The 12579-nt window shown below is 35.9% G+C and carries 16 protein-coding genes; 9 read left to right on the forward strand and 7 right to left on the reverse strand.

Features of this window, described 5'->3' with window-relative positions:
* Positions 1-141 precede the first annotated feature (141 nt).
* Genes ID741_RS14100 through ID741_RS14115 form a run of 4 tightly spaced genes read left to right on the forward strand, consistent with a single transcriptional unit; the run spans position 142 to position 3075 of the window.
* Positions 142-1134 carry a YhdH/YhfP family quinone oxidoreductase gene (locus tag ID741_RS14100; protein WP_438720369.1) on the forward strand — a complete coding sequence of 331 codons (993 nt, stop codon included), beginning with the start codon at positions 142-144 and terminating at the stop codon, positions 1132-1134.
* A 48-nt stretch (positions 1135-1182) separates the two neighbouring features.
* Positions 1183-1899: a phosphopantothenate--cysteine ligase gene (gene coaB / locus ID741_RS14105; protein ID WP_438720370.1), complete on the forward strand. Its 717-nt coding sequence runs from the start codon at positions 1183-1185 to the stop codon at positions 1897-1899.
* Positions 1896-2441 (forward strand): phosphopantothenoylcysteine decarboxylase, encoded by a 546-nt coding sequence (gene coaC / locus ID741_RS14110; protein WP_218324538.1) that lies wholly within the window; start codon positions 1896-1898, stop codon positions 2439-2441. Before coaB ends, coaC begins: the two co-directional genes overlap by 4 nt.
* A 4-nt stretch (positions 2442-2445) precedes the next feature.
* On the forward strand, positions 2446-3075 hold the full coding sequence (locus ID741_RS14115) for an ECF transporter S component (protein WP_218324537.1): 630 nt from the start codon (positions 2446-2448) through the stop codon (positions 3073-3075).
* A 4-nt stretch (positions 3076-3079) separates the two neighbouring features.
* Here the strand turns inward: ID741_RS14115 and murB are convergent, their stop codons facing one another.
* Complete coding sequence (gene murB / locus ID741_RS14120) at positions 3080-3994, reverse strand: UDP-N-acetylmuramate dehydrogenase (RefSeq protein WP_438720371.1); 915 nt, start codon at positions 3992-3994, stop codon at positions 3080-3082.
* Positions 3995-4058: 64 nt separating this feature from the next.
* Positions 4059-4970, reverse strand: coding sequence for a Gfo/Idh/MocA family protein (locus ID741_RS14125; RefSeq protein ID WP_438720372.1), 912 nt, complete (start codon positions 4968-4970; stop codon positions 4059-4061).
* Positions 4971-5046: 76 nt separating this feature from the next.
* On the opposite strand from ID741_RS14125, the gene ID741_RS14130 reads away from it, so the two are divergent.
* Both ID741_RS14130 and ID741_RS14135 read left to right on the forward strand, forming a co-directional pair.
* Positions 5047-5802, forward strand: a complete 756-nt coding sequence (locus ID741_RS14130) for an exodeoxyribonuclease III (protein ID WP_438720373.1) — start codon at positions 5047-5049, stop codon at positions 5800-5802.
* A 13-nt stretch (positions 5803-5815) separates the two neighbouring features.
* The gene (locus ID741_RS14135) at positions 5816-6349 is read left to right on the forward strand and encodes a 3'-5' exonuclease (RefSeq protein WP_438720374.1); all 534 of its coding nucleotides are present in this window, start codon (positions 5816-5818) and stop codon (positions 6347-6349) included.
* 26 nt (positions 6350-6375) lie between these two features.
* Here the strand turns inward: ID741_RS14135 and ID741_RS14140 are convergent, their stop codons facing one another.
* The 4 genes from ID741_RS14140 to ID741_RS14155 all read right to left on the reverse strand — a co-directional run bounded on the left by ID741_RS14140 (position 6376) and on the right by ID741_RS14155 (position 9283).
* Positions 6376-6897 (reverse strand): GNAT family N-acetyltransferase, encoded by a 522-nt coding sequence (locus tag ID741_RS14140; RefSeq protein WP_438720375.1) that lies wholly within the window; start codon positions 6895-6897, stop codon positions 6376-6378.
* Positions 6890-7357: a tRNA (adenosine(37)-N6)-threonylcarbamoyltransferase complex ATPase subunit type 1 TsaE gene (tsaE, locus tag ID741_RS14145; RefSeq protein ID WP_438720376.1), complete on the reverse strand. Its 468-nt coding sequence runs from the start codon at positions 7355-7357 to the stop codon at positions 6890-6892. Before tsaE ends, ID741_RS14140 begins: the two co-directional genes overlap by 8 nt.
* A gap of 104 nt (positions 7358-7461) precedes the next feature.
* A complete protein-coding gene (pta, locus tag ID741_RS14150; RefSeq protein ID WP_218324530.1) occupies positions 7462-8445 on the reverse strand; it encodes a phosphate acetyltransferase in 984 nt (327 codons plus the stop codon).
* A gap of 154 nt (positions 8446-8599) precedes the next feature.
* Entirely contained in the window at positions 8600-9283 is a 684-nt protein-coding gene (locus ID741_RS14155; RefSeq protein WP_438720377.1) for a uracil-DNA glycosylase, read from the reverse strand.
* 84 nt (positions 9284-9367) lie between these two features.
* On the opposite strand from ID741_RS14155, the gene ID741_RS14160 reads away from it, so the two are divergent.
* Positions 9368-10231: a Cof-type HAD-IIB family hydrolase gene (locus ID741_RS14160; RefSeq protein WP_438720378.1), complete on the forward strand. Its 864-nt coding sequence runs from the start codon at positions 9368-9370 to the stop codon at positions 10229-10231.
* A 21-nt stretch (positions 10232-10252) separates the two neighbouring features.
* A complete protein-coding gene (locus ID741_RS14165; RefSeq protein WP_218324527.1) occupies positions 10253-10771 on the forward strand; it encodes an LURP-one-related/scramblase family protein in 519 nt (172 codons plus the stop codon).
* A gap of 17 nt (positions 10772-10788) precedes the next feature.
* Here ID741_RS14165 and ID741_RS14170 read toward each other — a convergent pair whose 3' ends face one another.
* Positions 10789-11367, reverse strand: coding sequence for a GNAT family N-acetyltransferase (locus ID741_RS14170; protein ID WP_438720379.1), 579 nt, complete (start codon positions 11365-11367; stop codon positions 10789-10791).
* A 116-nt stretch (positions 11368-11483) separates the two neighbouring features.
* Between ID741_RS14170 and ID741_RS14175 the strand changes: the two genes are divergently transcribed.
* Positions 11484-12554: an endonuclease/exonuclease/phosphatase family protein gene (locus tag ID741_RS14175; protein ID WP_438720380.1), complete on the forward strand. Its 1071-nt coding sequence runs from the start codon at positions 11484-11486 to the stop codon at positions 12552-12554.
* Positions 12555-12579: the final 25 nt, after the last annotated feature.

Here is a 12579-nt window from a genome sequence, read left to right on the forward strand (position 1 = left end):
CGAAGATTATCCTAAAATGCAAGACAACCATCCCTTTTATGAGAATCTTTTAAACAAAAAAATAAAGCAGATTCATTTGGCTTTTTGTCTTTTTTTCGCTAATATAGAGGGTATAAAATTGTTTGAAGGGAGCACCAACTAATGCCGACCTATAAAAGATTTCGCGTATCCAAAGATCAAACTGTATCGTACCAAATTGAAAATTTTGAAAAACCACAACCAAAAGAAAATGAGGTATTACTTTCCATCAATTATTCCAGTGTGAATTATAAAGATGCTTTAGCAACAAGAGATAATACCGGGGTTTTACGTTACTACCCGATCACTCCGGGGATTGATTTAGCTGGGACAGTTTTAGTTTCTAATCATCCAGATTTTGAAGTTGGTGATACGGTCATCGCTAATGGTTTTGATATCGGAGTTGCTCATGATGGTGGCTTTAGTCAATTAGCGGTTATTCCAGGAGAATGGTTGGTTCACTTACCGAAAAATTTAAGTGAAAAAGATGCGATGATTTTTGGCACAGCTGGATTTACTGCGGCGTTGGCAGTGGATGCTTTGAAAAAACATGGATTAAATTCTGATAGCCGTGTTTTAGTTACTGGAGCTACCGGTGGTGTTGGTAGTTTTGCAATACATTTTTTAAAAGAATTAGGAATCAAAAATATTATTGCTTTAAGCCGAAAAGAAACTAAAATCGATGAATTAAAAAAATTAGGTGCGAGCGAGGTTTTACAACCACAAAGCTTTTTGCCAGAAAAAGCTCGACCTTTAAGTAAACAGTTATTTGATTTTGTAATTGATTCTGTTGGTGGCGATTTATTAAGTCAGTTAATTCCTTTTGTTGGCTATGGAGGTAGTTTAGCCCTTTGCGGAAATGCTGCTGGAATTAAATTAAACACAACTGTCTTGCCTTTTATTTTAAGAAGTGTCAATTTATTAGGAATTGATTCTGTCAATGTACCTTTAGAAAAACGGCTACCAGTTTGGGAGGAATTAGGCAGTTGGCAAGTCCCTGAAACTTTGACTATCAATACGACAACTTTGGAAAAATTACCTGATGTCGCAGAAAGTTTACTGGCAGGTACTCACGTTGGACGTACCATCGTTGAATTAAATACGCCATCCGTTTAAACATTTTTTTAATTTTATTGTCTTATTCAATATTAGGAGGAAATCAACATGCGTATCTTAATTACTGCTGGTGGAACGGCTGAAAAAATTGATGATGTCCGTTCGATTACTAATCATTCTAGCGGACGCCTAGGTCAAACGATTGCCGAAAAATTTCCCAAAGAAGTAGAAATTGATTACATTACAACGAAACAAGCGTTACAGCCTAAAGGTGACAATATCAAAATTTATTTGATTGAATCAACCACTGATTTAGCAAAAAAAATGACCGAGTTACTAGAAAAAAATCCTTATCAAGCAGTCATTCATAGTATGGCGGTCAGCGATTTTACTCCTGAAAATTCTGTCACTATGGAAACTTTGGAAGAAACAATTTCAAAAAATCCAACTGATTTAGCCAATGCTCTAAAAGTAGCTGCCGATAGTCGAACTGAAAAGAAAATTTCTTCTAATACTGATCATTTAGTCATCATTTTGAAGCAAAACCCAAAAGTGATTTCGATAGTTAAAAAAATCCAACCAGAAACGATCTTAGTTGGTTTTAAATTATTAGTTGACGTCCCGATGATAGAGCTATTAAATGTCGCTAAAACCAGTCTGGAGAAAAATCAAGCTGATTTTGTTTTAGCCAATGATTTAACTGAAATTTCTGGAGAAAACCATCATGGTTACTTATTGAATAAAAATGGAAAAGTTAAAGAAGCCAAGACCAAATCAGAAATTGCCGATTTAATTATTCAAGCAGTAACGGAGGAAACAAAATGAAAACTATTTTATTAGGTGTCTCAGGCAGTATATCTGCTTACAAAGCTGCCGATTTAACCAATGAGTTAACAAAATTAGGCTATCAAGTCGATGTTGTGATGACTGACAGTGCCACAAAATTCATCACGCCTCTTACGATTCAATCTTTGTCTCACCGTCCTGTTCATTTGGACGTGATGGAGGAAATTGATCCAGCTTTAATTAATCATATTCAACTAGCTAAGCAAGCCGATTTATTTTTAATCGCACCAGCTTCAGCAAATACAATAGGAAAACTTGCCAACGGGATTGCTGATGATTTATTATCAACAGTAGCACTTGCTCTTTTACCTGAAACACCGAAGTTGATTGCACCGGCAATGAATACTTACATGTATCAAAATCCGATTATGCAAAAAAATTTAGCGACTCTAACTGATTTGGCTGGTTTTAAGGAAATTAAACCACGAGAAGCTCTGCTAGCATGTGGGGATTATGGTCGTGGCGCTTTAGCGACAGTTTCAGATATTGTAGAAGAAGTATTATCGAACTTGAAGGGATAGCAACATGAAAAATATGAGTGTCAGAAATTTTGCTTTGACTGCGATGTTTTTAGCAGTCATGATTATTTTGGCGGTAACGCCTTTAGGATTTATTCCGATTGGTCCGATTAATGCAACCACGATGCATGTTCCAGTAATAATTGCATCAATTGTTTTAGGACCCAAAATCGGTGGCAGTTTAGGTGGGATTTTTGGGGTCATGAGCATTATTCGCTCAACCATTATTATTACACCGATGTCTTTTGCGTTCTCTCCACTAATTGCCAATCCATTAACTGGACATGGTGATTGGCGAGCACTGATCGTCGCAGTCATTCCACGTATTTTAGTTGGTATTGTCCCTTATTTTGTTTATAAAGGTGGACAAAAAATCTTGAATGAAAAAGCTGGTGGCTTAAGTTTATTCTTAGCGGGATTGGTTGGTTCTATGACCAATACAATTTTAGTCATGGGCCTAATCTTTATATTCTTCAAAGATAGTTATGCCCAAGCAATGGAGGTTGCCGCCAATACTGTTTTAGGTTTGATCTTAGGAATTGTCTTTGGTAGCGGCATTGTAGAAGCTGTAGTTGCTGGTATTTTAACGACGGCCGTCGCAGCCATCTTATTAAGATTAATGAAAAGAAGAGCCTGAGAAATTAATTCTCAGACTCTTTTTTTGGTTCTTCACCGATAATTCTCACTTCTGTTTCTAAATCCACATCGAATTTTTCTTTGATGACAGATTGAATATGGGCAATTAATTCAGTGTAATCTGTTGCAGTGGCCTGGTTAATATTAACAATAAAACCTGCATGTTTTTTAGAAATTTGCGCACCACCCCAGATCAAGCCTTGTAGCCCAGCATCTTGGATTAATTTCCCAGTAAAATGACCAACTGGCCGTTTAAAAACACTACCGCAGGATGGATATTCTAATGGCTGTTTTAACTGGCGTAATTCCGTTAATTCTTCCATTCTTTTTTGGATCAAAGCATAATCGCCTTTAGCTAATTTAAATCGCGCACTTAAAACAACGACTGGGTTTTCTTGAACTTTCGAATGACGATAGGCAAAGTCCATTTGACTAGCTGTCCAAGTTTCGATAGAACCATTTGGCAATAAAATTTCTGCATCATAAAACACATCTTGCAATTGGCCATCATAAGCTCCTGCGTTCATAAAGACCGCTCCACCAACACTTCCTGGAATGCCACAAGCAAATTCAAAGCCACTTAAATTATTTTCTAATGCCAAATAAGTTGTATCAATTAATTTCGCACCAGCTTGTGCTGTGATCATTTCACCAGACACTGAAATTTCTTTCATCTCTGTCAAAATAATAACCACTCCACGAATTCCGCCATCTCTGACAATTAAATTACTGGCATTTCCCAAAACTAACCATGGAATATTCGCTTCTTGACAAGCGGTAACTAAATTTTGAACTTCTTGATTGTTTTTTGGAAAAGCTAATAAATCAACAGGTCCGCCGGTTTTAGTAAAAGTATAGTTTGCTAATGGTTCATTTTTTAAAATTTTTATTTCTGGATATTTTTCTAAAATTTGGTACACGTCTTCTGCTCCCTTACATATGACATCTGATATATTCTATCATGGTCAAAATAAATTCACCAGATTAAATTGTATGACGAAAATGTTGGGCTAACAATTCAGCACATAAGCGATGACTTGAAAGAACATCTCTTTGCTTTAAATCATGCGATTCATGCTTTACAGCTGCCACAAATTGCTCCACTATTTGTTCAAATCCACGTTTAAACAAGGTCATTTCCCAATCGGAAAACTGTTCAATCGTAATGTCTCTTCCTCTGATTTCTTGATAATCGGTCAAATTTTCGACCATTGCTGTTTTTTCTGAATTGGTTACTTGATAACGTTCATATTTGGCACCACTTTGTAAATCCATCGAAATAAAGCATTCTGTTTGTTTTGTCGATAAATGCATATGTGCATAAGTCATCATTCCATCAGTTTCTTTCACTTTACCAGTCATTTTTATAATCTCGTCATCTAGCAAATAAACTGCTGTGTCGACTAGATGAATAAATAAATCATAAATGCCGTATTCAGTCGCTAGCGAATGACTGATTTCATTTTTTTCTAAATGAATTGTTCTCTTATTAGGCATTTCCTTTAGCGCAACTACTTTTGGCGCAAAACGTCGATTAAATCCTGCCATAAAAATCAGATTTTTTTCTTCTGCTAATGTTAACAATTCCTTGACTTCTTGATAATTCTCACTAATAGGTTTATCGATAAAGACCGAGATATTATTTTCCAAGCAAGTCTTTGCCAGTTGATAATGGGCTTTTGTAGCCGCATGAATCAAACAAGCTTCGATTCCTTGCGTCATTAATTCATTTAAATCTTGATAAACTTCACTAAAACCAAATTGCGCTGCTAATGCTTTACGAGTCATTTCATTACTAGAAGCAAAATAAAAATCTGCTTGATTGCGTATCTTTAAATAAGTAGGTAAGTATGCTTTTTGAGCAATACCACCAATACCAATAACACCTATTTTCATTTAAGTTTTCCTTCTTTCTTTTAAAAATTATTTCGTTTAAAATAAGTATATGACAATTCGTACAGGAGGAATCATTTTGAAATTAATTTCGTGGAACGTCAACGGCCTACGGGCAATTATGAAAAAGAACTTTATGGAAGTTTTTAACCAATTAGATGCCGACTTTTTCTGTCTGCAAGAAACCAAATTACAAGCTGGTCAGATTGAAATGGATCTACCAGGCTATTATCAATACTGGAATTATGCCGAAAAAAAGGGGTATTCTGGGACAGCTATTTTTACAAAACACGAAGCTCTATCTGTTCATTACGGTCTTGGAATGGAAGAACATGACCAAGAAGGTCGCTTGATTACTTTAGAATATCAAGATTATTATGTAATCACTTGTTACACACCAAATTCCCAAAACGAGTTAAAACGATTAGATTATCGCATGACTTGGGAAGAAGCTTTTCTAAATTACTTAAATCAGTTAAAAGCGAAAAAGCCCGTCATTTTCTGTGGTGATTTAAATGTCGCCCATGAAAATATTGACTTAAAAAACTGGAAAACCAACCAAAAAAATGCTGGTTTCAGCCCACAAGAACGTGAAAAATTCAACATTCTTTTAGATAATGGCTATATTGATACTTTCCGCTATTTCTATCCTGATTTAGAAGGCGTTTATTCTTGGTGGAGCTACCGCTTTAACGCCCGTAAAAATAATGCTGGTTGGCGGATTGATTATTTTGTTGTCTCTGACGATCTGAAGAATCAATTAATTGATGCTAAAATTTGGACAGAAATCACGGGTAGCGACCATTGTCCGGTGGAATTAGATATTTCTCTTTAAGAGGTGAAGCAACTTGAACTTTATTGCGATGGATTTTGAAACAGCTAATTATCAGACCCACAGCGCCTGTTCTTTAGCACTTGTCATGGTAAAAAATGATAAAATAGTTGGGGAATATTATACCTTAATCAAACCTCAGACAGATTTTTTCTGGAAAAATATTCAAATTCATGGTATTAAACCAGAAGATGTAGCAAACGCACCAGAATTTCCAGAAGTTTGGGATCAGATTAAACATTATTATTTAGAAAATCGCTTAATTGTCGCTCACAATGCCGGTTTTGATACAAAAATTTTAGCCGGTTGTCTGGATTATTATCATATTCCGCAGCCCCATTATTTATCCTTGTGTACAGTGCAAACAAGTCGGCGGCTGTTTCCCGAAATGCACAATCATCGGCTAAATACGGTCTGTGATGAATTAGATATCCCTTTAAATAACCACCATGATGCTTTAGAAGATAGTCGAGCGTGTGCTAATATTCTATTATATCAAGCAGAACATTTTGGTACCCACCCACTAAAAAAATTAGTTAAAGCTTTATAAAAACTAGCTTAGGCCATGAGCCTAAGCTAGTTTATCATTTTACTCATCAATAATACGGTCAAAAATTCGCCATCATTACTTCTTGCGCCCCGTTCCAAAGAAGCTTCTTCTTTAAAACCTAATTTCTGATACAAATGAATTGCTCGTTTATTTCTTTCTTGCACGGTTAATTCTAATCGATAAATTACTTCAGTTTCTTCTGACCAAGCAATTATCTCTTCTAGTAAAATAGTACCTAAACCCATTCCCCAGAAATCTTTAAAAATACTCATTCCAACTTCACCAACGTGTCGAATCGGTGCTTCTGAGCTAGCTTTCACTGAAGCATTACCGACAATCATACCATTAACTTCTGCCACTAATAAAATATTATTTTCGCTCTCATAAATAGATTCTAGGTTTATCGCAAGTAATTCCTCGGTCAACTCAATCCCCAGCTCATCAACGACTATAAAATCTGTCTCTTGATTAACGATATTAGTGAATGCTAAAATTTCAGCAGCATCTTCTGGAATCGCTTCACGAATGATTACTTCAAAATTATCCATACTTTTTCTCCCATTCATTCAAGATGCGCTCAGCAAATTTCTGTCCTTTTACACCGTGAGCGACTAATTCTATCTCGCGACTATTATCATCGACTTTATTTAAAATAAGTTCTAAATAATCTAACGGCATGTATTCCCCTAATTGCTTGCCCCACTCAATCACCGACAAGCCATCACCTTCAAAATAATCATCTAAACCTAAATCATCCGCACCTGATTCAATTCGATAAACATCCATATGATATAGAGGTAAACGACCTTGCTGATACTCACGAATAATCGTATAAGTAGGACTTTTAACCATCTGTTGAATCCCTAAGCCTAATGCTATTCCTTTAGTCAAAGTAGTTTTTCCTGCACCAAGATCTCCCGTTAACACAAGATTATCGCTTGCTTCAGCAGTCTGACCAATGATTTCTCCTAGTCTTTGACTTTGATTCACATCTGCTAAATAAATCATCTACATCTCTCCTCTTTGACAGTATAACGATTTCTGTCGGTGAAGCAAAGTAATCTCTACGAAAAAAAGAAGCCCAAATAACGAGCTTCTCTTTAAAACAAATTTTAGTCTTCAATTAATGTTTGTGCTGCCGTGATGATTGATAATTTGTAAACATCTTCTTCATTGGCACCACGTGAAAGGTCAGAAATTGGTTTGTTTAATCCTTGTAGGATTGGTCCAATTGCTTCAAACCCACCAAAACGTTGCGCAATTTTATAGCCGATGTTTCCTGATTGTAATTCTGGAAAGACAAAGACAGTTGCTGTTCCAGCTACTTTTGAATCAGGTGCCTTTAATTGTGCTACAGCTGGAATATAAGCTGCATCAAATTGTAATTCACCGTCAATTGGTACATTTGGTGCTAAACTTTGCGCAATCTTAGTTGCTTCTGCTACTTTGTCTACTTCTTCTGAGCTCGCAGAACCTTTAGTTGAAAAACTCAACATCGCAACTTTTGGATCAATGTCGAATAATGCTGCTGTTTTTGCTGATTCAGCAGCAATTTCAGCCAATTCTTGCGCATTTGGATTAACGTTAATCGCACAGTCAGAGAATAGATATTTTTCTTGGTCACGACCACGAACCATTAAGAACGCTCCGCTGGTTCGGCTGATTCCTGGTTTAGTTTTAATAATTTGCAGTGCTGGACGAACAGTATCACCGGTTGAGTGAATTGCACCACTGATCATACCATCAGTAATATCCATATAAGTCAACATTGTTGCAAAATAGTTTTCATCTTTTAATGTTTTTTCAGCTTGTTCTTTTGTTACTTTGCCTTTACGACGTGCAACAAAACTTTCAACCATTTCATCCCAACGATCAAATTTATCAGGATCAATGATTTCAAAGTTAGCTACGCGAATACCACGAGCATCTGCTGCCTTTGTAATTTCTTCTGTATTCCCCACTAAAATGGGTTCCATTAGTTCTTCGGCTTTCAAACGTGATGCAGCACCTAAAATTCTTGCATCAGTTGCTTCCGGAAAAGCAATCTTAATGTTGCGACGAACAATCTTAAATTTCAAGCTATCAAATAGTTCCACAGTTATAAACCCTCCAGTAATTATTTACACCAAACATCATACAACACTTCATAAGAAAAAAACAGAAAAATTTTGCTGTATTAGTAAAAAAATTCTAATGAATAAACAAAGAAAGCCTTTTAACAATTTCTCTTATATAACAGAAAACGTTGTATTATTCATCTGTTTCAGATAGTTCCCAATCAATTGGTTGCTCTCCCCAACTTTTTAAAATTTGATTAGTTTTCGAAAAAGGTTGAGATCCAAAAAATCCTCTCCTTGCTGATAATGGTGATGGATGTGGCGCCGAAATTATCGCATGCCTTTGTAAATCAATCATTTTGCTTTTTTCTTGTGCTGGCTTCCCCCACAAAATAAAAACAATTGGTTGTTCACGCTGATTTAATTTCCGGATAATTTCGTCAGTAAATTGCTCCCAACCCTGTCCACGATGAGAATAAGCAACCCCTTCTCGAACAGTTAAAACAGTATTCAATAATAACACGCCTTGATGTGCCCAACTCATGAGATTTCCGTGAGAGGCTGGCTTTATATCCACGTCTGTTTCCATTTCTTTATAGATATTTCTTAAAGATGGCGGAATTTTTACTCCGTTTTTGACAGAAAAGGCCAAACCTTGCGCTTGTCCTCCACCGTGATAAGGGTCTTGTCCTAAAATCACTACTTTTACTTGATCGTAAGGTGTTAAATTTAAAGCTGTAAAAATTTCATTCTGTGGTGGGAAAATTGTTTGTGTTTGATATTCTTCTTCTAAAAATTTAGTTAACGTAAAAAAATATGGCTGCTCAAATTGATCAGATAAAACCTTACGCCAACTATTGTCTAATAGTAATTCCATTTTTTTGCTCCTTTATACCTATGGGTTCATCATCAAGAATATGGTACACTATCAATGAAAAAGAAGAAAGTTAGGTGAACAATTTTGATTAAATTAATTGCTTCTGATATGGATGGCACTTTACTAAACCACCAGATGCAAATTTCTGAAGAAAACATTACCGCTATCAATAATGCTTTAGACAAAGGTCTAAAATTTATTACGTCTACCGGCCGAGGTATTATCCACGCAGAACGGGCTTTAAATCCCACCGCGATTCGCGTGCCGATGATTTTACTAAACGGTGCTCAAATTGTTAATCAAGATAGAGAGACTGTTTATACAGCAGCTATCCCGCAAGACTTAGCCTTTAGTGTCTTAAATCATTTAAACGATCAAGCCATTTATGCAGAAGTATTTACAGCAGAACACGTCTATTCTGAAAATCAAGCTGTCAGAGAAGCTTTTCTGAATCAAAATGTCTTAGATCATGCGCCAGATTTAACACCTGAAGAGTTAGCTGTCCAAGTGGCAAATGTGATTGAAGAACTCCACACTGATTTTGTTCCAGATATTCAGGCAGAACTTATCAAAACCCAAGAAGAAGTATTAAAAATTATTGCCTTTGATAAAAATGGGGCAGAAATTTTAGAAAAAGTCTCTGCAGATTTGGCTGGCTTAGGAGATTTAGCTATTACTGCTTCTGACAGTACTAACCTGGAAATTAATCATAAAAATGCTCAAAAAGGTGTGGCACTTGCTCATTATGCTCAACAGTTTGATTTTACATCAGACGAGATTATGGCAATTGGAGATAACTATAATGACATAAGTATGTTAAAATATGCTGGTACGAGCTTTGCGATGGGTAATGCAGAATTACCTGTTAAAGAAGTAGCCAAGTTTGAAACTGCCACCAATGAAGAAAGCGGCGTCGCCCTTGCCATTCAACAGATTCTTAGTGAATAATTCAAAAAAGCGGTGATAGAAATGACGGAATATTTTATTCAAGAACAACAACTCAGCGCAACTACCCGAACCGTCATTAAAAATTGTCAGGGAAAAGCGTTATATCTAATGGTCGGAAACTGGGGTCGCAAAGGCAATGTTTTGACCCTTTACGATATGTCAGGTGAAGTGGTTGCTGCCATCAAGCAGGCCAGCGTAATTTTTGGACACAAGTTTGAAATTTATCTTGGGATTGAAAAAGTTGGTAATCTCCACAAAATTTTTAATTGGCCTGGTGATTTTTATTATATTAAACATTTAAATTGGGCTGTTTATGGAAATATTTACCACCATAAATATAAAATCAATCATTTTAATGAACCGATTATGCGGATGGATAAAGCAACATTATTAACCGGAGATTACTATGTGATGGATGTTACCAATCCAAAAGATGCACCGATTTGTATTTGCATTGCAGCAATCATGGATTACTGGCTTTACAATCGAAAAAAACAACCCGAAAATACTTCAAATCTTGAAGTAAATTTCTCATCCTAAAAAAGTAGCGCAGTCGTCTATTTAGACGGTTGCGCTACTTTTTTCTGCATATGATCATATACATGTCCGCTCAATGTCATTTCCCCAACATCATGAAATCCTTGACGCGCATATAAACGTTTGGCTTGAGGATTACCTTGGTCAACATTCAAGCCGATAACTTCTTTACCGTCACGAAGGGCCAATTTATCTAATGACTCTATTAATCGTGAGCCAATTCCATGCCCTCTAAATTCAGGATTTACCGCGATTGAATCGAGATACCATTCTCCAGGCACAGTCTCAGGATCAATAAACATTTTAATATCTTCTTCAATCCCTTTTTCTTTTAAGTAATTCATCAGTGGTAAGTCAATCACAGCCTCATCTTCCGCTGGATAACCAAAAGCAACGCCAGCGATTTCCCCATCAATCTCATCGACAATACCACGACGATAACTGTAGCGATAAGTTGGATCTAAAAAACAATCGGCAATCACTTTTTTCGTCTCTTCTTCACTGAAATAGTTCAGAAAATCTAACTCCATATCCTTTAAAATAATTAAAATTAACTCTGCGGCTGCCATACCGTCTTTTTTTTCTGCAAAACGAATCATTTCCAAGCTCCTTTAATTAATTTCTATACCCAGTGTAACATCTCTTCCGCTAAGTTTAAAACTAACTAAGATTATTTTCTATAAAATTCTGCTATCATATCTTTGGAGGGATTAAAATGAAAAAAATATTGAAAATAATTGGTATCTTAATTGGCTTATTTGTTATTGTAATCGCAGGCTATCTTATCTATCTTTTTGCCTCTTATGACCGCATTGCTGATAACCAAGCATTAAAACCACAAAATATTTCTCAGCAAGAACTAACAACGAATACCGAATATCGCGCTATGACCTATAATATTGGCTATGGCTCTTATCCACCAAGTTACAGCTTCTTTATGGATGGTGGGGATAAATCAATTGCTGATTCTTCACAATCAGTGAAAGCTAATCTAGCTGGCGTCATAAATACGACTAAAAGTTTGGATCCAACCTTGGCTTTCTATCAAGAAGTCGATCAAAAAGGAACTCGTTCAAGACAAGTCAACGAAGTCCAAATGTTAAAAGATCAATTACCAAGCTATAATAATCTATACGGTGAAAATTATCACTCAGCCTATTTATTCTATCCCTTTACTCAACCAATCGGCCAAGCTAAATCTGGCCTAGTTACTTTGAGCCATGGAGAAATAACAGCTGCCAGACGTTATTCTTTACCGATTGAAACTAATTTTAATAAATTTTTCGACTTAGATCGCGCTTTTACTGCCGCATATATTCCTACTGAAAATGATAAGCAATTAGTTGCCATAAATATCCATTTTTCAGCTTATACAAGTGACAAGAAAATTCAAACAGCGCAATTTAATAAACTGTTTGAATTTATTAGCGAAGAATATCAAAAAGGTAATTATGTACTAGTTGCTGGCGATTATAATCACGATCTTTTAGGCAATAGTCCAGAAATTTTTAACACGACGAAAGAACGTCGCACTTGGACACACCCATTTCCAAAAGAAAAATTACCTGCCGGTTTTAGTCTACTAAATGAAGACTTAGCTAAAGATGCTGTTCCATCTGCTCGTGATTTAAACGAACCTTATCAAAAGGGAAAAACATTCACTACTTTAATTGATGGCTTTATCGTTTCAGATAATATTGAAGTGAAAAACTTACAAGTAGAGGATACCGAATTTGAATATTCGGATCATAATCCAGTTTATTTGGACTTTCAATTAAATGAATAAATTGAGTGACTCTTTTTAAATCAAA

This window comes from Enterococcus sp. AZ103, assembly GCF_051714685.1.
Classification (GTDB): domain Bacteria; phylum Bacillota; class Bacilli; order Lactobacillales; family Enterococcaceae; genus Enterococcus_A; species Enterococcus_A alishanensis.

Excerpts from the sequence above, each read along its gene's own strand:
- ID741_RS14175 (WP_438720380.1), top strand. The coding sequence starts at position 11,484 with ATGAAAAAAATATTGAAAATAATTGGTATCTTAATTGGCTTATTTGTT.
- ID741_RS14155 (WP_438720377.1), bottom strand. The coding sequence starts at position 9,283 with ATGGAATTACTATTAGACAATAGTTGGCGTAAGGTTTTATCTGATCAA.
- coaB (WP_438720370.1), top strand. The coding sequence starts at position 1,183 with ATGCGTATCTTAATTACTGCTGGTGGAACGGCTGAAAAAATTGATGAT.
- ID741_RS14170 (WP_438720379.1), bottom strand. The coding sequence starts at position 11,367 with ATGATTCGTTTTGCAGAAAAAAAAGACGGTATGGCAGCCGCAGAGTTA.
- ID741_RS14115 (WP_218324537.1), top strand. The coding sequence starts at position 2,446 with ATGAAAAATATGAGTGTCAGAAATTTTGCTTTGACTGCGATGTTTTTA.
- ID741_RS14100 (WP_438720369.1), top strand. The coding sequence starts at position 142 with ATGCCGACCTATAAAAGATTTCGCGTATCCAAAGATCAAACTGTATCG.
- tsaE (WP_438720376.1), bottom strand. The coding sequence starts at position 7,357 with ATGATTTATTTAGCAGATGTGAATCAAAGTCAAAGACTAGGAGAAATC.
- ID741_RS14125 (WP_438720372.1), bottom strand. The coding sequence starts at position 4,970 with ATGAAAATAGGTGTTATTGGTATTGGTGGTATTGCTCAAAAAGCATAC.
- coaC (WP_218324538.1), top strand. The coding sequence starts at position 1,896 with ATGAAAACTATTTTATTAGGTGTCTCAGGCAGTATATCTGCTTACAAA.
- ID741_RS14165 (WP_218324527.1), top strand. The coding sequence starts at position 10,253 with ATGACGGAATATTTTATTCAAGAACAACAACTCAGCGCAACTACCCGA.
- ID741_RS14140 (WP_438720375.1), bottom strand. The coding sequence starts at position 6,897 with ATGGATAATTTTGAAGTAATCATTCGTGAAGCGATTCCAGAAGATGCT.